The following is an 18,496-nucleotide window of genomic DNA, read 5'->3' as shown; positions in this document are numbered from 1 at the left end:
CGTGACAGCCCGACACCCAACCTGGGATGCGGACCAGCCGGAGCAGGGTCAGGCGATCAGGACACGCGGCTCCAGGCGGCCGTTGACGGGAATGTCGAGGAGGAAGGTCATGCCGCCCTGCAGGTCGAGCAGGCGCTGCTTCTCGTTCTTGCCCGACCAGGCCGAGGTGACGGCCAGCCGGTCGGCATTCTTGCCGACGAAGGCCGGCACGAAGGCTGCGTCACCGGCATGGCGACGGTGCGCACCAGCTTGCCGTCCGGCCCATAGGCCTCGATGACGCTGCCGCCCCAGACGGCATTCCACAGGATACCGTCACGGTCGAGCACGGACCCGTCGACATAGCCCTTGGCCGAACGGTGATCGACGAAAACCTTCGGCTCGCCGGCAGGCAGGCCGGTCGCGGGGTCGCAAGCGACCCGCATCAAGAGTCCGGTCGAGGTGTCGGTGTAATAGGCGATGGAACCATCGGCGGAGAAACAAATCGAATTGGAGACGGTGATGTCGGAAAACAGGCGGCGCAGCTCGCCCTTGAAAAACCAGTAGATCGAGCCGGCGCCTTTTTCCTCGCCCTTGCCCATGGTGCCGACCCAGAAGGCGCCGCAGGGATGAACGCGCGAATCGTTGGAACGGGTGACCGGATTGTCCGCTTCGATCGCGGTGTGCAGCGTGAGCTTGCCGGTGGCGACGTCACGGACATGGAGGCCGGTCTCGGTGGCGATCAGCTGGCGCTTGTCGTCGATGATGGCGATGGCGCTGGCCATCTGGCCGAGCTCATAGATCCTGGTCGCGCCACCGGACAGCTGCTTTTCCAGAAGCTGGCCGTTGACGATGTCGAACCAGAACAGCGCATCGGTGGCCGGGTCGTAGCTCGGCCCTTCGCCGAGCTGGCAGACATGGTCTGAAAAGACCGAAACGATGGCTTCGTTCATCATGCGTCTCCGAATGCCGCGTCCCAGGCAGCGACGGCTGCATGCGCGCGGGCCGCCACGTCGTCAACGCTCATGCCCGGCTTGAACAGGCTGGAGCCCAGCCCGAAGACCGTCACCCCGACCGCCTTGTAACCGGCAAAGTCCTTCTCCGAAACACCGCCGACCGCACCGACCAGCGTCTGCGCCGGCAGCACCGCCCGGATGGCCGATATGCCCGATGCGCCGAGCACACTGGCGGGAAAGAATTTCAACGCCGAGGCGCCGAGCCGGATCGCCTGGAAAGCCTCGGTCGGGGTGAACACGCCGGGCATGGTGACCATGCCATGATGCGCGGCGCGGCCCATCACCTCGGCATCGATGTTGGGGCTGACCAGCAGCCGTCCGCCGGCCGTGTGTAGATTGTCGACGTCGGCAGCGGTCAGCACCGTACCGGCGCCGACCAGCGCCGACTTCGGCAGCACCTGGACAATCCTGGCGATCGACGAAAAGGGCTGCGGCGAATTGAGCGGCACCTCGATCGCCTCGATGCCGGCATCGAACACTGCCTGGCCGATGGCGATCGCCTCGCTTGCCTTGAGGCCGCGCAGGATGGCGACCAGGCCGCGCTTGAGCGTCGGGAAAGGGGCGGTCTGGCTCATCAGGCAACTCCGGTTCTGGCGATCATGCCATTCTCGCGCGCGGCTTCTATGAGACCGGCGCGCACCGCCTCGTCGGCATCGACAGTGCGAAAGGCAAGCCCGGCAAAGCCGAGTGCCGCCTGGTAGAGCACGGCCAGCGCGCCCGAGGCAACCAGCACCACCGATGTCGCGCCGGCGCCATGCCGGCGCCGGGCCGACGCGATCTCGCCGCCGATCAGCAGGCCGGACAGGCAGGCGGCGGCATCATCTGCCTGGAGATCCTGGAGCAGGCCGGCGGCGCGGATGGCAAACAACCTCGACGTGACGTCGCCGCCATCGCCCAATGCGATTTCGCACCAGCGGCGGAAGAACGGATTGCCTGCGGCAACCGGGGCCGGATGTTCGCCCAGCGAATGGCGCAGGATCGAGTGCCCGGCCAGCACGGAAAACAGTTCGCCCGTCGGCCAGGTGCCGAAGCCGGCGACAGCGCCGTCCTCGACCAGCACCCATTTCGAATGGGTGCCAGGCATGCAGACCAGGTCGCGGCCCGTGGCCGGCAGGCCGGCGCCGGCAAGCTGCGTCTCCTCGCCGCGCATCACGTCGGGCGCGTCGGCGAGGCGCTGGGCAAGGCCGGGAACGATGCGGATGTCGCGCTTCTGGCCGGGCACGCGCGCCGCGCCACCGAGAATGGCGCCGAGCGGCGATGGCACGCTGACATAGGGCGCCTCCAGCCAGCCCTGGCGGGAGCCGGCCATGCCGCAAATGATGACGGGCAGGTCCGCCGGCGCACCCAGCGCGGCCAGGTGGCCCTCCAGCACGTTCGAAAAACCTTTTTCGCGCGCGGTGATCAGGCCGTCGTCGCCGCGCCGCTCGGCAAGCACCTTGCCGCCGCCGTCGATCAGCCAGGCCCGAAGCCGGGTCGTACCCCAATCGAGCGCCGCGACGGCCGGACCATTGCCGGCAAACTGTGCGTTCACAGGAAGCCTCCATCGACGATCAGCATCTGCGCGGTCAGCATGCGCGAGGCGTCCGAGGCCAGGAACAGCACGGTGCCGACCATGTCGTCGGGCCGCATGACATCCTTGATACACTGTTTGGCGACATGGGCGGCAAGCGCGCCTTCGGTCACCCAGCGCTCCTGCTGCCGCTCGGTGATGACCCAGCCGGGCGCGACGGCGTTGACGCGAATGCGATCCGGGCCAAGCTTGCCCGCCAGGCCCTTGGTGAGGCCGAGTATGCCGGCCTTGGCGGCGGTATAGGCCGGCATGTCGGGATGGTTGATCAGGTAGGAGGTCGAGGTGAAATTGATGATCGAGCCGCCGCCGGCGCGCTTCATCCCCGGCGCCACCGCCTGCGCGGTGAAGAAGTGCGGCCGCAGATTGATGGCAAGGTTGTTGTCCCAGAACTCGACGCTGACATCGGCCACTTCATGGCGTTCGTCCCACGCGGCGTTGTTGACCAGCACCGTGACATCGCCATGCGCCTCGGCCGCCTTGGCCGCCGACCCCCGCAGCGCCTCGATGTCTCGCAGATCGGTCTTGAGGTAGAGCGGGCGCCGGCCGAATTCCGTCTCGATGCGGTCGGCCAGCAGCGTGCTCGGGCCGTCGGCGATGTCGATGAAGGCGACATTGGCGCCCTGGCGCACAAAACCCTCGGTCAGGGCTGCACCGATACCGGAGCCACCACCGGTGATCAGCACCGAGGCTCCCTTCAGGTCGGCAAAATCCGCCGATGGCATCATGTCTTTCGTCTCCGCGCTCAATCGGCGCGCATCCTAGCCAGAGACGTCGCGCGGGCAAGGGCGAAACGTCGGATTCACGGCTTATGTCAGACAAAACGACGATGCGCCGCGCTGGATTCGCGCGGCCGCACGGGCGGAGTTGCCGGCAGCGACGAAAATCGCCGCTCAGATCGCCTTGGCGCGCAAGGCACCACGGAAGGAATCGCGGAGGTAGCCGAGCGTGGCGTCGGCATCGGCCGGCTTGCCGAACAGGTAGCCCTGCCCGCCGGCGCAGCCGAACTGGACGAGCCGGTCGGCCTGCGCTTCCTCCTCGATGCCCTCGGCGACCACATCCATGCCGAGCCCTTCGCACATTGCGAGGATGGCGCGGATGATGTGTTCGGACGGCCGGTCCTCGAGAATGGAGGAGACGAAGGCGCGGTCGATCTTGAGCTTGTCGAAATGGAATTCGCGCAGGCGGCCGAGCGAGGACTGGCCGGTGCCGAAATCGTCGAGCGAGACGCGGATGCCGACGCGGCGCAGATCCTCGACGATCTGCGCGGCCGAGGCCGGATCGTTCATCAGGCCGGTTTCGGTGATCTCGATCTCCAGCCGGCGCGGATCGAAGCCGGTGCGGTCGAGGATCGCCAGTATGTGCAGGCCGGTGTTCTGGTCGACGAGCTGCGAGGGCGACAGGTTGAAGGACAGGAACAGGTCCTTCGGCCAGCTGCGGGCGGCTTCGGTCGCCTTGCGCAGCACGAGCTGCGACAGCGGTCCAATGATGCCACGCTCCTCGGCGATCGGGATGAAGACGGTCGGCGGCACCGCGCCGAGGTCGCGGTCGGTCCAGCGCGCCAGCGTCTCGAAGCCGATGGTGCGGCGCGTGGTGAGGTCGACGATCGGCTGGAAATGCGGCTCGACCTCGCCGGCGGAAACGGCGCGGCGCAGCGCCTGTTCGATGCGGGTGACGCGCTTGGCGGCCTCTTCCATCTCGCGGGTGTAGACGACGACGCGGCCACGGCCGGAACGCTTGGCGTGGTAAAGCGCCGTTTCGGCCTTGTTGATGAGGATTTCGGTGGTCTCGTCGCCCGAATAGAACAGCGAGCAGCCGACCGAGGCCGACAGCCTGGCGGTGCGCTCGCCGACATCGTAGGGCGCCGACAGGATCTCGATCAGCATGCGGGATTTTTCGGCCGCCGCATCCTCCGAGAACACCAGCGGATAGAGGAAGGCGAATTCGTCGGCGCCGATGCGGCAGACCGTCGAATGGCCGTCCATCGAGGCGCGCAGCCGCATGGCGACCTGGATCAGGATGTCGTCGCCGGCCTTGTGGCCGAACAGATCGTTGATCGGCTTGAAGCCGTCAAGGTCGAGAATGCCGACGGTGAAGGGCGCGGGATCGTCGGCGCGGTCGCTGATCAGGCGATCGACCTTGTCGAAGAAGCGGCGATGGTTGCCAAGCCCGGTCAACGGATCGGTGAAGGCCAGATCCGTGCTCTCCCTGTTTGCCTGACCGGTGCCAAACGGAGTTTGCATCGGTGTCCCTGTTTTGTGACGTCGGAATTTATTTTCGAGACTGGCAGGAAACCCTTTAGGAAACGTATCTCGAAAACCGATTTCTCAAGCCGCCCGGCTGCCTGGACGCCGGCGGCTGACGGGCCATGCCGCCACACCGGACGGAACCCGAGGCCGACGGCGCCAGGCAACTGGGCGCGGCTTTCCCCGGCATCATCCGAAGCGCCTGACGTGGTCGACAAGGGCACGCAGTTTGGGCGCCAGGTTGCGGCGGCTTGGGTAATAAAGATAGAAGCCGGCAAAGCTTGGGCAGTATGCTTCGAGGAGGGGAACCAGTTCCCCGCGCTCGAGCCAGGGGCGAAAGCTGCGCTCCATGCCGAAGGTGATGCCGGCGCCGGCGACGGCGAGCTTTATCATCAGCGCCATGTCGTTCGTCGTGATCTCCGGCGCGACGGCGACGCTGAACTCCTTGCCGTCAGCCGCGAACTCCCAGCGATAGGGCACAATTCCCGGTGCAGGTCGCCAGCTGATGCAGCGGCGGGCGGCGAGCTCGCGCGGATGCGACGGCGCGCCGAAGCGATCGCGATAGGCCGGGGCGCAGACGGCGAGCTGCCGCTCGTCGCCGGCAACGGAAACCGCGATCATGTCCTGTTCGATGACTTCGCCCAGCCTGACCCCGGCATCATACCCCTGCGCGACGATATCGAATTCCTCGTCCGTCACCGTGATATCGATCTGGACCCGGGGATTGGCCTCGGCAAAGGAGGCCAGGAATGGCCCTGACAGGAAGCCTTCGGCGATCGACGATACGGCGAGCCGCAACTGCCCGCTGGGCAGGCCGCGCAGGCTGGCAGTGGTCTCGATCGCCGCGCGCATGTCGGCGATCGCGGGCGCGACTTCGGCATGGAGCCGTTCGCCGGCCTCGGTGAGGCTGACGCTGCGCGTCGTGCGCCGCACCAGCGCTATGCCGACCGTCTCCTCCAGCCGGCGGATCGTCTGGCTGACGGCCGAGCGCGTGACGCCGATGCGGTCGGCTGCGGCGCGGAAACTCCTCTGCTCGGCAACCAGCACGAAGACGGCGAAGGCGTTGAGGTCCGGCTGCATTGGTTAGTTCTTCTTTCCATGATGTCGAGCTTTAGCTGACTTATCGCGACAATGCGGCGGATCTACTTTGCTGGCAACCGCCCTATCCGGCGGTCGATCCAGACAAGGAGATAGAAATGCCCCTCGACAAGACAGTCCTCATTACCGGCGCTTCGAGCGGTATCGGCGCGGCGATCGCACGTGAACTCGCCGCCGCCGGGGCGAGGCTCATGCTCGGCGCGCGACGCACGGACCGGCTGGAGGCGCTCGCCGCGGACATAACCGCCGATGGCGGCACGGTCCTGCACCGGCGCCTCGACGTCACCGACCGCGGCGATGTCGCCGCCTTTGCCGAAGCCGCGCGCCAGGCCTTCGGGCAGGTAGACGTGATCGTCAACAATGCCGGCGTCATGCCGCTGTCGCTGATGGCGTCCCTCAAGGTCGACGAATGGGACCGCATGGTCGACGTCAACATCAAGGGCGTGCTGCACGGGATCGCGGCGGTGCTGCCGGACATGACGGCGCGCGGCGCCGGCCACATCATCAACATCGCCTCGATCGGCGCGCTGGCGGTGTCGCCGACGGCAGCCGTCTATTGCGCGACCAAATACGCCGTGCGGGCGATTTCCGAGGGATTGCGGCAGGAGAACGATGCGATCCGAGTGACCTGCATCCATCCGGGCGTGGTCGAGAGCGAACTGGCGCACAGCATCACCGATCCGGTGGCGGCCGAGGCCATGAGGACATATCGCGCGATCGCTCTGCAGCCGAACGCGATCGGCCGTGCCGTGCGCTTTGCCATCGAACAGCCGGACGATGTCGACGTGAACGAGATCGTCATCCGCCCGACAGCCGGCAGGTAGGCGGCGGGCGGATGGTTTTCGCTTCGTTTCTTGCATCCCTCATACTTGTCAACGGCACGGCCCTTGCGCCCGTGCGGAAAGGTCCTGTCCCGATGAACACCTCCTCGAAGTCCGACGCCGCGCAAAATCATCCTTATGCCGGCATGTGGGTGACGGCCGATGGCCGTGTCCGTCACGAATTGCTGCCCAACGGCCGCTATGACGAGGCGCGCGGAAGCCGCGAAAGCGCGTATCAAGGACGCTACGAAGTGCGCGGGAACCACATCGACTATTGGGACGATACCGGTTTCACCGCCGACGGGACCTTCGTCGACGGCGTGCTGCATCACGGCGGCATGATCCTGTATCGCAGGAAGTGAGGGCTTGCCCGCTCAACCGCCGGATCTGACGCGGTAAAGCTCGAGCGGGCCGCCGCCGGCTTCTGTCACCGGCTCCAGCCAGGGCGGCACGCTGCCGGCCATCAGCCTGGCCAGGAAGCCGTCCGGCGCCCGGGCCGCCAACAGGCGGCTTTCGGCGTTGCCGCGGCAGAGCGCGACGAGGCCGACATGATGGGCTTCGACAACGGCTCTGGCATCCGCTTCCGATCCCAGCAAGGCATCGAGCGCGACCAGATTTCCGGCGATATTGCGATGATAGAGCCCGGCGAGCGCCCGATGACCGGTAAAGGCCAGGATCGGAGAGCCAAGATTGGACAGCGACAGCACGGTCGTGGCCGGCAGCCTGCCGAGCGCGGCGAAGGAGGCCTTGTCGAGGCAAGCCGCATCATCGGCTTTGGCGCCGGTTAAGACCGCGTCGGTTTGCAAGGCGCTTGAAGCCGCCCCGGCGGCGCCGGCCCAGATCGAGTTCACCGAGATCAGCCAGGCCGCCGCCATCCTGAGCGCGGCGCCGCCGGACGGGCTGGTCTCCGTCCGCTGTCGCGAGCTGGCGATCCAGGACGCGAGCGGGATGACCGCGAAGGCGATGGAGAAGGTCGACCCACGCACTTCCCAGGCGCTGACCAGGAACGCCGCCACCAGCAGGCCGCCGACAAGGCTGTCCTGCCGCCGCCAGCCGCGACCGATGCGGAGCGCCATCAGAAGGATGGCCACCAGCGGCGTGGCAAACCGTGAAACCGCTCTGACAGGATCATCGGTGACGAGCTGGAAGAGCGACCGCGCCTCATCGATATGGCTGAGCCACATCTCCTTCAGGCGCGGGTCGAGACTGGCATAGGGCGAGGCCAGGCATTGCGGGAACAGGAATGTCACTATGGCCACGAGGGCAAGTCCCAGCAGCCCGAGCGCGGTCAGGCGGCGTGCGACGGTGGCATTGGCGGCCTTCCATGACGCGACCCCCGCCAGGCCGGCGCCGGCAAGCCCGGCCAGCGCGAACTGCGCGATCGAAAAAGCGTCGCACTGAGGCTGGGTCCAGGCCGATGCCGGCACGGTGGCGACGAAGGCGAGCGCCGAGGCACCGGCAACGCCGAGGCCGAAATCCCTGGCGACCGGTCGCTCCCCAGAACCATTGCGCAGGAACAGCAGGGCGACGACGGCGCCAAGCGTTCCGGTGTAGGGAGCGCTTTCCATGCCGATGGCCAGGCTCAGCGCGGCACTCATGCCCGCGAGCAAGGCGGCCGGCCGGAGCGCGGGAGCCTCGAGCAACAAGGCAAGGCTGGCCAGGGTCAGCGTCAGCTGCACGTTGTGATGATCGAGCGAACCGGGGGCGAAAATGCCGAGATAGTAGAGCGCAGCCCCACCCACGACGGCGGCAGGCAACACCGCCTGCCCGCCGGCGAAAGCGCGTGCGGCGCGGATGATGGCGAAAAGCGCCAGCCAGAACAGCAAGGCGGGCCAGGCCACCTGGACGACCTGTTCAGCCAGGGCGACGTTGCCCGTCAGGGCCGAAACGGCGAGGATGCAGAGGGCCAGCGGCGCGTCGAGCAGCCGCGACCAATGCATGACGAAGCCGCCTTCCAGTCCCATCCTGTACTGGTGCAGGTCGAACCAGCCCTGCCCGGCCAGAAGATCGCGGACCTCGACCAGCTGCAGCAGGCTGTCATTGTCGCCCGCCGGATTGGCCAGTTGCGGAAATCCGCCTACCGCATGGATGAAGAGCGGCACCAGGGCCGCGAGCAGCGCCGCCAGCATATCCGTCCGCCACGAAGCGCGGGCGGTATCCCTGGAAGGCGTCGCGGCATGGGCAGCGGTCATGAAGCGACTTTCGGCCGGTGGTCGGAGGCCACAGGCTAGCGCCACTCGCTTCACAAAGCGTAAAGCCGGCGCGTCCCGAACCGGAGACCGTTATACGGTTTTGCCTGGATTGCCGTGGCCGCGCGCCGGAAACACCCAAAGCCTGGAGACCACATAGCTTATTGTGCTCGTCGCGACCGTCGCCAGAGCCGACATGGCGACGGGCGACAGGCCGAAATGGGTTACCGCGACTTGCGAGACGAGCCCGGAAAAGGCGGCGCATCCGGCCTGCAGCGCAAGATAGCGCGGGAACGCGGTCCTGTGATCGTGTTCCTCGCCGAAGGTCCAGCCACGCTGCGCGCGATAGGCGATGACGAAAGCTGTCGCATAGGCGATCGCACTGCCGGCAAAGGGCGGCAGGCCCAGCGATACAAGCAGCCAGGAAAGCACGAAGAACAGTCCGGCGGCCCCGACGCCCACCACCACGAAGCGGAACGGGCGCGCCCGGACAAGCGCCGGCAGCACGTCGCTCATTGCCCTTCGCGAGCCGGCGCTTCCTGGGAGAGGCCGGCCTTCAGCCGCTTGACCGGGATTTCCAGGACACCGAGCAGGAAGGCTGAAAAGAAGGCCTGGAACGAAATGACGATCAGGCTCAGGCCGAGCACGACGATGCGCGGGATTTCAGAATCGTCCAGCGGGCCGAAATCGAGATGGGCCCAGCGCATCACGGCATAGAGGCAGAACAGGAAACCGGCGGCAAAGCAGATGCCGGCATTGGCCGCGAGACGGTCGGTGCTGATGGTCCTGGTCAGCCAGTCCGACCCTCGGCTGCGCGGCAGGATGCCGGTGATCTCGGCATAGTATCGCGAAATGGCGCCGAAGGTGATGAGCTGGATGCCGGTGACGATCATGAAGCAGGCGGCGACGAAGGTGTTGAGGTCGAGCGACAGGTTGTTGATCACCCGCAGGGGACCAAACACCAGCAGCGCGGCGAACAGCGTGCCGAGGCCGGCAAGCACCGTGCCCGGGATGAAGAACATCCAGCGCGGATTGTAGACCAGCAGGAATTTGAGATGCCGCCAGCCGTCGCGCCAGGTCCTGAGATGCGGCGGCCGGCTGCGGCCGTCGGGCTTGAGCGTGGTCGGCACCTCCTCGATGCGCAGGCCGGCAAGCGCGCTGCGCACCACCATCTCGCTTGCGAACTCCATGCCGGTGGTCTGCAGGTCGAGCTTGCGGATGCTGTCGGCGTTAAAGCCGCGCAGGCCGCAGTGGAAATCCCCGGTCTTGATGCGGAAGAACAGGCGGCCGACGAAACTCAGCACCGGATTGCCGAGATAGCGATGCAGAGGCGGCATGGCGCCCGCTTCGATGCCGCCCTGGAAGCGGTTGCCCATGACCAGGTCGGCGCCGCCGCGCAGGCGCGTCACGAAGGCATCGAGCGCGGCGAAATCATAGCTGTCGTCGGCGTCGCCCATGATGATGAAGCGGCCCCTGGCGGCGGCGATGCCGCCCAGAAGCGCTGCGCCATAGCCCTTCTGGGGGACCGGGACGACGCGGGCGCCGCCTTGCGCGGCGATCTCCTGCGAGCCGTCGGTGCTGCCATTGTCGGCGATGAGCACTTCACCGGATATGCCGGACTTGTCGAGAAACGCCCTGGCCTTGCCGATGCAGACGGCGAGCGTCTCGGCCTCGTTGAGGCACGGCATCAGGATGGTCAGTTCGAGCTGCCGGGTCGAGGCTGCGCGGACGGCAGTGAGCGCGTTCATGATCGTGGTTCCCAACGAGACCCCTTTTCGGCACCGGCCGCAGGGGCTTTCGGGGCCGATATTGTCCGGGAAGGCTTAAGAAACCGATGACATGCGTTCTTGTCTTGTCTGCAAACGGCCGTTGCGCGCGCCTCGCTGATCGCAATGTTCAAAACGTCGCGATTGGCAGAAGCCGCGGCGACCCTTATATCGCTCTCAATTCAAAAGTGTTGGCGCGTCGTTCGTGCATCCAGGGACGCACGCCGCTCCAGATCGCGCCGGGGACCCGCCATGAAGCTCAAAATCGCCGTCCAGATGGACCATGTCTCCACCGTGTCGATCGCCGGCGACACCTCGTTCGCGCTGTCGCTGGAAGCGCAGCGGCGCGGCCACCAACTGTTTCACTACACGCCCGACCGGCTGTCGCTGCGCGACGGCAAGGTGTTTGCCCGCATCGAGGAGATGCAGGTCCGCGACGAAAAGGGCAACCATTACACGCTGGGTGACAAGGTGCGCACCGACCTGTCGGAGATGGACGTGATCCTGCTGCGCCAGGATCCGCCCTTCGACATGAACTACATCACCACCACGCACATATTGGAGCGCATCCATCCGAAGACGCTGGTGGTCAACGACCCGGCCTGGGTGCGCAACAGCCCGGAAAAGATCTTCGTCACCGAATTCCCGGACCTGATGCCGGAAACGCTGATCACCAAGGATCCGGCCGAGGTCGCCGCCTTCCGCAAGGAGTTCGGCGACATCATCGTCAAACCGCTCTACGGCAATGGCGGCGCCGGCATTTTCCATCTCAAGGAAGACGATCGCAACCTCGCCTCGCTGCTCGAGATGTTCGCCCAGCTGTCGCGCGAGCCCTATATCGTGCAGCGCTATCTCAAGGACGTGCGCAAGGGCGACAAGCGCATCATCCTGATCGACGGCGAGGCGGTAGGCGCCATCAACCGGGTGCCGGCCGACCATGATTCGCGCTCCAACATGCACGTCGGCGGCCGCGCCGAGAAGACCGAGCTGACGACACGCGAGCGCGAGATCTGTGCGCGCATCGGACCGTCGCTGAAAGAGCGCGGCTTCATCCTGGTCGGCATCGACGTCATCGGCGACTACATGACCGAGATCAACGTCACCTCGCCGACCGGGGTGCGCGAGGTCAAGCGCTTCGGCGGCGCCGACATCGCCAGCCTGTTCTGGGACGCGGTCGAGGGCAAGCGCAGGACATAGCGCCTGAACCCCTATGATGGCGTGGCGTATTGTTCGGCGCTCATGACTTCGATGCAGGTGAAGCGTTGGTTGCCTTCCACCCAGGCATCGTGGCCTGGCGGAATCGTATAGGACGTGCCCTGCTCGAAGGTCTTCTGGGTTCCGTCGTTCATCTTGACGGTGATACTTCCCGATACGACGTAGCCGACATGCGAAACCTGGCAACTGTCGGTCTTGACGACCGGTTTCACGCATTCGGACCATTTCCAGCCCGGCTCCATGTTGAGCCGGCCCAGCGTATAGCCGGGAAGGCGAACCACTTCGACGCGTGTCTTGTTCGGCGTGCGAACTTCATCAGGGCTGTTGTGAGACTTGGACGCTAGTTTGGTGACTTCCACACCGGCCATGTCATCCTCCCCTGTACTCGACGCGGAGCCTGACGTTGCGATTGTCGGAACCGCGACCCGGATTCATACCGCATTCGGCGACCGGGTACAATATAAGCAATTGCTAAAATATTGATTGCTGGCTCTCCCGCGCCCGGCGCCGAGCGGCAGCTCGAATACGTGGGGACCGCGGTCTTTACTTTTGTCTTAACCATGTTCCGCTTTTGCAACCGCCTGCAAACCGCGATGCAACCAGGGCGGTTACAAGTTCCGGTGATGTTCCTGATTTGATCGGCGGCCTGGCCATCGCGGCCAATGTGGCTGGGCGTGCCGTGCCCGGAATGCCTTTCAGGGCCGGGGCACTTCGCGATCCCTGATATCGGCCGTCTCGGCCAGCACCCAGTCCCTGAACAACCTGATCTTCGGCGTGTTGCGGCGGCTCTCGGCATGCACGAGCCAATAGCCGTCGCCGTCGGATCCCAGGGCCTCGAACGGCTGGACCAGTTGTCCCGTCGTCAGCAATGAGCTGTAGAGGTTGCGCGTGAGAATCGCGACACCCTGGTCCGTCAGTGCCGCCATCGCGTCATAGGCCTGCGTGCCCAGCTCCGGACCGGCTATGATGCGGTCGGGTTCGAAGCGGGCGCCGGCAGCCTCGAACCAGATCTTCCACCAGGGATCGGTCGAACAGCATAACGGCAGCTTGTAGAGATCCTCGGGATGGCGGATGCCTCCCACCCTTTGCACCAGCCTCGGACTGAGCATCGGCGTGTAGTCGGCCTTGAAGAGATAATGGGCGCCGAGGCCGGGCCATTTCCCGGTGCCGGTGCGAATGCCGATATCCATGCCGTCGCGGGCGAAATCGGCCAGCCGCGACGATGTATCGACTTTCACGGCAAGATCTGGATGCATCAGCTGGAATGCTCCCAGACGCACGGCAAGCCAGGTCGAGGCGAAGGTCTGGACGGTGGTGACGGAGAGAACGCCGGTGGCGCCGCCCTTGGTCGCCAGCCAGGCATCGGCCAGCGCCGAAAAGGCGCCGGACGCGTGCGGGGCCAGCAGCTCGCCGGCCTCGGTCAAGGCGATCTGCCTTGTTTTCCTTATGAAAAGCGGCGTTCCCGCGCGTTCTTCCAGGACCTTGATCTGATAGCTGGCGGCCGACTGGGTCATGCCGAGCTCTTCGGCCGCCTTGGTGAAGCTTCCCAGCCGCGATGCGGCTTCAAACACCCTGATGGCGCCCAGCGGCGGCAGATCCCAGCTCATGACGCATCAATCCTCCTGATGCATGATACGCGACGTTCGATTGGAAACCAAGGCCGCAGAGGTGCACATTCCAGCCATACACAAACACCGAAAGGACATGGCAATGAACACCTTCCCGCAGCGCATCACGGTCCGTCACCCGATCCTCGGCCTGTTCGCCGCACCGTTCAGACAGAGGTCGCGCGGCCTGCTCGACCAGCGCGCGCTGTCCGATCATTTCAAGCGCGATATCGGCCTGCTCGACGGCCACGCGCCCTATGGCAGCATCCGCTAGACACGATCCGGCCGACAGAAAAGGGGAGAGAAACGATGACCGTACCGGCGAAAACCCTGGCGCAGAGCCGCCAGACGATCGAATCCTACGAGGACTACGCCGTCCGTTATGACGAGATCGTCGGGCATATCCCCCATCCAAACGACCAGGCCGCGCTCGAGCGGGCCGCGGCGATCGCCGGTCCGGGCGGCCACGTTCTTGAGATCGGATCCGGCCCGGGCCGCGACGCCGACTTCCTGGAAGGCCTCGGCGTCAAGGTCCGCCGCACGGACGCCACGCGGCGCTTTCTCGAACTGCAGGCCGCGCGCGGCAAGGCCGGCGACCTCCTCGACGTGATCACCGGCGAACTGGGCGGTCCCTATGATGCGGTGGTGGCGCTCGCCGTCCTGATCCATGTGCCGCGCGGCCAGATCGACGAGGTGCTGGGCAAGATCGCGCATTCCTTGCGGCCCGGCGGCGCCTTTGTTGTCTCGATGCGTGAGGGCGACGGAGAAACCGGCGGCAGATACCATACCGTCGACTGGCGCAGCGACGCCTTCGCGGCGCGGATGGAGGCTGCCGGCATGGAGGTTGTCAGTCACAGCTTCCGCATCGGCAGGAAGGAGCGGGGATGGAACACCTTCCTGGCGGTGAAGCCGCAGCCACGAACACTGCCCGCAGCCAGCAGCGCTCCCTGAGCGCGTGCCGCCAAACTGCAGGGCGGCCGTGAAGGCGGGGCCGCGGATGCGAAAGCGCTCAGCTTCGTTTCTTGGACCGGAATGAGAAAACCAGTTTCTCGTCCTCCCAGCCGGTCTGTTTGCAATCCGGCGACCTGACCGGCGCCCTGCCGGTCAGCACCACCTGCATCTGGTCGGCAGAAACCTCTCCGGTCACCGGATAGGAAATAGGGCCGCAAAATCTGGAAAAGTGGTAGGCGCGGCCGGTGTAGCTGTCGCCGGTCCGTCGGCCTTTGAACAACAGCGTTCCCTTGCGGGCGCCGGCCCGGGCCAGCAGCGGCTTCGGCCGCTCATAGTAGAAGACGCGGTTTTCGCCGCTCGCGGACAGGGCGATGACGGAGCCGTTGTGGTTCCAATAGTTCGACACTTCGAAGGTTTGGCCGGGCGCTGTTGCCGCTGCGGCCTGCTCGGGGGTCTCGATTGCCAGCGCACGGCTGTCCGCCACGACGGCTTCCGGCTTGCCGCCTAGCTTTTCGCGAACCGCGTCCGCGCAGAAGCCGTTCGGAAAATGCGCAAGGTAGGATTCCAGCAAAAGCGGCGCCGATGTCGAACCGATCTGCGCACAGGCGGCGATGTCCGCCTGATTCCAGGTCGGGGCGTCGGCCAGCCCAGCCGACATCACGACCTGATCGGCCAGAAACACCTGGCCGAGCAACGCCTCGTTGACCCAGGGAACCTGTTTCTTGTCGGTCCTTTTGTAGACTTCGTCGCGCACCGAGGCCAACACTTGCCGGATCTCGACGCCGGGACTGGCAAGGTTCAGCAACAGGCCCGCCGTGAACGGCGAATTCACGCCAACGCCGTCATAGGCGACATGTCCCGGAGCGGTGGCAAAGGCGAACAAAGTTCCGATGACGGCGACCTCCTGTTGCGCCAGACCAAGCGCTTCGGCGCCGCGCGAGATCGCCGGCAGCGGATTGTTGCGGCAGGCATCGATGAAGAGCAGCTTCGCCTTGGCGCCCGAGGCGTCCAGTATCTCGGCGATGTCGTTCAAGCGCACGGCCTGGGTGCGCAGGTCCATCTCGGTCCTTATATCGGCCGTTACAGGCAAGAGGTAGTTCTGCCCGTTCAGCTGAATCCCGTGCCCGGCGTAAAAGACCAGCGCAATATCGGCGTCCTTGGCCTTGTTGCCGAAATCCCCGAGAGCCTGCATCATCTGGCCAAGATCTGCATCAACGGCCTTCACGACCTGAAAATGCAGTTGATCCCGCAGCAGGGCGCCGATGGCCGTAGCGTCGTTGACCGGATTGGAAAGCTCGGCGATGGCGGTGTATTTCGAGTTGCCCAACACCAACGCCACACGCTTTTGTGCATAGGCAGGGCCGCCCGCGACGAGCAGAGCAAGCACCAGACCCCACAACACCCGATACATCGCGCCTTACCCCCAAGCACTCAAAGTCGCAGATCGAGGGCACGACGACAAGGTATTTGCAGCTATAAGTCAGCTTGTTCTTGTAATGTTCTTGCTTCGGCTAGAAATCTATGGTTGTCTAACCTGATCTCGCTCGCTTCCTGATCGCAGGAGCAGCGAGCCGGCATTTGGGGGCGTGAGACAAATGGTGGCGCGGGTTCGCACGGTGGCTTTCCAGGGCATCGAGGCCGTGCCGGTCGACGTGCAGGTGATGATCGCGCCCGGCAAGGTCAACATGCATATTGTCGGGCTGCCCGACAAGGCGGTGGCCGAAAGCCGCGAGCGGGTCCAGGCGGCATTGCATGCGTCGGGCCTGTCGATGCCGTCAAAGAAGGTGACGATCAATCTGGCGCCGGCCGACCTGCCGAAGGAAGGCAGCCATTACGATCTGCCGATCGCGCTTGGCCTGATGGCGGCGCTTGGTGCCATTCCGGGCGACATGCTGGCCGGCTATGTCGTGCTTGGGGAATTGTCGCTCGATGGCACTATCGCCGCCGTTGCCGGCGCCCTGCCGGCGGCGATCGGCGCCAATGCGGAAGGCAAGGGCCTGATCTGCCCGTTCGCCTGCGGATCGGAGGCCGCCTGGGCCGGTAGCGATTTCGACATATTGGCGCCGCGCAGCCTGATCGCCATCGCCAACCATTTCCGCGGCACGCAGGTGCTGTCGCGGCCCGAGGCCGGCATCCGCGCCGCGCCGCGCGACCTGCCCGACCTTGCCGACATCAAGGGCCAGGAGACGGCGAAGCGGGCGGTGGAAGTGGCTGCCGCCGGCGGCCACAACCTGCTGATGGTCGGGCCGCCGGGGTCGGGAAAATCGATGCTGGCGCAGCGCCTGCCGTCGATCCTGCCGCCGCTGGCGCCGAAGGAACTGCTCGAAGTCTCGATGATCGCCTCGGTGGCGGGCGAGCTCGGCGAAGGCAAGCTGACGGACCGGCGGCCGTTCCGCGCGCCGCATCATTCGGCCTCGATGGCGGCGATGGTCGGCGGCGGCCTGCGCGCCCGGCCAGGCGAAGTGTCGCTCGCCCATCACGGCGTGCTGTTCCTCGACGAATTTCCCGAATTCACGCCGCAGACGCTGGATGCGCTGCGCCAGCCGCTGGAGACGGGCGACTGCATGATCGCGCGCGCCAATCACCGCGTCACCTATCCGGCGCGCATCCAGCTGGTGGCGGCGATGAACCCGTGCCGCTGCGGCATGGCCGGCGAACCCGGCTATCGCTGCCTGCGCGGCGAACGCTGCCGCACCGACTACCAGGCCCGCATTTCGGGTCCGCTGCTCGACCGCATCGATCTCAGGATCGAGGTGCCCGCGGTCTCGGCGAGCGACCTGATCCGGCCCGACCGGGCGGAGAAGAGCGCCGACGTGGCGCTGCGCGTCGGCCGCGCGCGTACCCTCCAGCGCGAGCGTTTCGAGCGGCTCGGCGTCAACAGCGCGACCACCAACGCGCATTGTTCTCCGGCAGTCATCGAGACGATCGCCATGCCTGACGCCGCCGGCCTGTCGCTGCTCAAGGATGCCAGCGAAAAACTCGCCTTTTCGGCGCGGGCCTATCACCGCGTGCTGAAGGTGGCGCGCACGCTTGCCGACCTCGATGCCAGCGAAACCGTCGGCCGCATCCATCTGGCCGAGGCGATTTCCTACCGGATGAGCTCGGAGCGCGTGGCGCAGGCGGCGTGAAGCAATTCCAGGACATGCGCGTAGCGCGTCCCCGCGGGAGCTGCGCAAAAAGGGAGCTGCGTTCCGCGCAGCTGCGGTCGCCTATCGCAATGTCGCGATAAAATGCAGGCGCCGGTCGAAAAACATGCTGGCGGGGAAGGGATAGAGCGACAGCTTCTCACGCCAGCTGCGCGGCGCGATGCCGGCGCGGGCAAAGATGGCGTCCCACTCGGCCTTGGAAAGATAGTTGTAGGGCAGGCGCACATCGTGTCCCTTGTTGCCCACCCAATCCATGAACCGGAGCGTCCGGTAGGCCGCGAAACCTTCGCGCAGATGATCCTTGATGACGACACCCTTGCGCGCCACGCGGGCTGCCTCGCGCACGAGATGGCCGGGGTCGTCGGTATGATGCAGCACATCGACGATCGTCACCCAGTCATAGGAGCCGTCCCCGGCGGGAATGGTGCTGCCGTCGAACAGTTCGACCGGGATATGGGTTTGCGGCCGGATGAGCACGTCGATGCCGCGAAACGTCAGGCCCGGCTTTTTTTCCATGATCGCCCTGGCGATCGAGCCATCGCCGCAGCCAAGGTCGAGAACAGTGCCCGACGGACCCAGCTCGTCGGCGAGGCGGTCTGACAGGACGCGCACACGGCGCTGGAAGACCGCCCGGTCATGGACGGAGTTCAACAGTTTCTTTTCGATTGCCATCGTGCTGGCCATGCCAATGCTCCGGAGCCCGTCTCACAGCCAGCCATAAACTGGAAAAGCAAAGGAACCGTATCCAGCCCCGGTAGCCCCGGCGGCAACGACCTTCGTTTCTGCCAAAGCATGCGTCGCCCTTGCCGAAGGAGACACCTCGCGGATCGTGGGTCCATCGGCATAAGGCAATTGATCTTCGTGGATTTCCTACTACTAGAAGGAAAAAGAGGAGATG

At 65.6% G+C, this 18,496-nt stretch carries 18 protein-coding genes and 1 pseudogene; 6 read left to right on the top strand and 13 right to left on the bottom strand.

Translation table 11 applies throughout. From position 1 onward, the window contains the following. Positions 1-48: 48 nt before the first annotated feature. The 6 genes and pseudogenes from FJ967_RS19830 to FJ967_RS19805 all read right to left on the bottom strand — a co-directional run bounded on the left by FJ967_RS19830 (position 49) and on the right by FJ967_RS19805 (position 5,885). A pseudogene (locus FJ967_RS19830) lies at positions 49-929 on the bottom strand (SMP-30/gluconolactonase/LRE family protein). After that, positions 929-1,567: a 2-dehydro-3-deoxy-6-phosphogalactonate aldolase gene (locus FJ967_RS19825; protein ID WP_140733519.1), complete on the bottom strand. Its 639-nt coding sequence runs from the start codon at positions 1,565-1,567 to the stop codon at positions 929-931. The pseudogene FJ967_RS19830 and the gene FJ967_RS19825 overlap by 1 nt, the downstream one beginning before the upstream one ends. After that, on the bottom strand, positions 1,567-2,523 hold the full coding sequence (locus FJ967_RS19820; RefSeq protein WP_140733518.1) for a 2-dehydro-3-deoxygalactonokinase: 957 nt from the start codon (positions 2,521-2,523) through the stop codon (positions 1,567-1,569). The genes FJ967_RS19825 and FJ967_RS19820 overlap by 1 nt, the downstream gene beginning before the upstream one ends. After that, positions 2,520-3,287, bottom strand: a complete 768-nt coding sequence (locus tag FJ967_RS19815; RefSeq protein WP_140733517.1) for an SDR family oxidoreductase — start codon at positions 3,285-3,287, stop codon at positions 2,520-2,522. The genes FJ967_RS19820 and FJ967_RS19815 overlap by 4 nt, the downstream gene beginning before the upstream one ends. Positions 3,288-3,452: 165 nt before the next feature. Beyond that, positions 3,453-4,802: an EAL domain-containing protein gene (locus tag FJ967_RS19810; protein WP_140733516.1), complete on the bottom strand. Its 1,350-nt coding sequence runs from the start codon at positions 4,800-4,802 to the stop codon at positions 3,453-3,455. A gap of 192 nt (positions 4,803-4,994) precedes the next feature. Further along, on the bottom strand, positions 4,995-5,885 hold the full coding sequence (locus tag FJ967_RS19805) for a LysR family transcriptional regulator (RefSeq protein ID WP_140733515.1): 891 nt from the start codon (positions 5,883-5,885) through the stop codon (positions 4,995-4,997). Between the two features lie 116 nt (positions 5,886-6,001). On the opposite strand from FJ967_RS19805, the gene FJ967_RS19800 reads away from it, so the two are divergent. After that, positions 6,002-6,727, top strand: coding sequence for an SDR family oxidoreductase (locus tag FJ967_RS19800; protein ID WP_140733514.1), 726 nt, complete (start codon positions 6,002-6,004; stop codon positions 6,725-6,727). Positions 6,728-6,738: 11 nt separating this feature from the next. Further along, positions 6,739-7,086, top strand: coding sequence for an Atu4866 domain-containing protein (locus FJ967_RS19795; protein ID WP_140733513.1), 348 nt, complete (start codon positions 6,739-6,741; stop codon positions 7,084-7,086). A 12-nt stretch (positions 7,087-7,098) separates the two neighbouring features. On the opposite strand, the gene FJ967_RS19790 is transcribed toward FJ967_RS19795, so the two are convergent. From FJ967_RS19790 to FJ967_RS19780, 3 genes are all read right to left on the bottom strand, one after another. Continuing rightward, positions 7,099-8,916 (bottom strand): GtrA family protein, encoded by a 1,818-nt coding sequence (locus FJ967_RS19790; RefSeq protein ID WP_140733512.1) that lies wholly within the window; start codon positions 8,914-8,916, stop codon positions 7,099-7,101. A gap of 90 nt (positions 8,917-9,006) precedes the next feature. Further along, a complete protein-coding gene (locus tag FJ967_RS19785) occupies positions 9,007-9,429 on the bottom strand; it encodes a GtrA family protein (RefSeq protein WP_140733511.1) in 423 nt (140 codons plus the stop codon). Then, positions 9,426-10,661 (bottom strand): glycosyltransferase family 2 protein, encoded by a 1,236-nt coding sequence (locus tag FJ967_RS19780; protein ID WP_140733510.1) that lies wholly within the window; start codon positions 10,659-10,661, stop codon positions 9,426-9,428. The genes FJ967_RS19785 and FJ967_RS19780 overlap by 4 nt, the downstream gene beginning before the upstream one ends. A gap of 270 nt (positions 10,662-10,931) precedes the next feature. Here FJ967_RS19780 and gshB point away from each other — a divergent pair, with 270 nt between their 5' ends. Beyond that, complete coding sequence (gene gshB, locus FJ967_RS19775) at positions 10,932-11,876, top strand: glutathione synthase (protein WP_140733509.1); 945 nt, start codon at positions 10,932-10,934, stop codon at positions 11,874-11,876. A gap of 11 nt (positions 11,877-11,887) precedes the next feature. Here gshB and FJ967_RS19770 read toward each other — a convergent pair whose 3' ends face one another. Then, positions 11,888-12,262, bottom strand: coding sequence for a cupin domain-containing protein (locus FJ967_RS19770; RefSeq protein ID WP_140733508.1), 375 nt, complete (start codon positions 12,260-12,262; stop codon positions 11,888-11,890). Positions 12,263-12,589: 327 nt separating this feature from the next. Then, the gene (locus FJ967_RS19765; protein WP_140733507.1) at positions 12,590-13,501 is read right to left on the bottom strand and encodes a LysR substrate-binding domain-containing protein; all 912 of its coding nucleotides are present in this window, start codon (positions 13,499-13,501) and stop codon (positions 12,590-12,592) included. A 103-nt stretch (positions 13,502-13,604) separates the two neighbouring features. On the opposite strand from FJ967_RS19765, the gene FJ967_RS33445 reads away from it, so the two are divergent. Both FJ967_RS33445 and FJ967_RS19760 read left to right on the top strand, forming a co-directional pair. Next, complete coding sequence (locus tag FJ967_RS33445; protein ID WP_181176011.1) at positions 13,605-13,775, top strand: hypothetical protein; 171 nt, start codon at positions 13,605-13,607, stop codon at positions 13,773-13,775. A 35-nt stretch (positions 13,776-13,810) separates the two neighbouring features. Beyond that, positions 13,811-14,452 carry a class I SAM-dependent methyltransferase gene (locus tag FJ967_RS19760; RefSeq protein WP_140733506.1) on the top strand — a complete coding sequence of 214 codons (642 nt, stop codon included), beginning with the start codon at positions 13,811-13,813 and terminating at the stop codon, positions 14,450-14,452. A 58-nt stretch (positions 14,453-14,510) separates the two neighbouring features. Here the strand turns inward: FJ967_RS19760 and FJ967_RS19755 are convergent, their stop codons facing one another. Further along, complete coding sequence (locus tag FJ967_RS19755) at positions 14,511-15,863, bottom strand: caspase family protein (protein WP_140733505.1); 1,353 nt, start codon at positions 15,861-15,863, stop codon at positions 14,511-14,513. Positions 15,864-16,047: 184 nt separating this feature from the next. Between FJ967_RS19755 and FJ967_RS19750 the strand changes: the two genes are divergently transcribed. Then, positions 16,048-17,580: a YifB family Mg chelatase-like AAA ATPase gene (locus FJ967_RS19750; protein WP_140733504.1), complete on the top strand. Its 1,533-nt coding sequence runs from the start codon at positions 16,048-16,050 to the stop codon at positions 17,578-17,580. An 81-nt stretch (positions 17,581-17,661) separates the two neighbouring features. On the opposite strand, the gene FJ967_RS19745 is transcribed toward FJ967_RS19750, so the two are convergent. Continuing rightward, entirely contained in the window at positions 17,662-18,282 is a 621-nt protein-coding gene (locus FJ967_RS19745) for a class I SAM-dependent methyltransferase (RefSeq protein WP_140733503.1), read from the bottom strand. Positions 18,283-18,496: the final 214 nt, after the last annotated feature.

The sequence above is a fragment of the Mesorhizobium sp. B2-3-4 genome (assembly GCF_006442315.1).
Taxonomy (GTDB): domain Bacteria; phylum Pseudomonadota; class Alphaproteobacteria; order Rhizobiales; family Rhizobiaceae; genus Mesorhizobium.
This window is presented reverse-complemented; position numbering and strand designations above follow the sequence as displayed.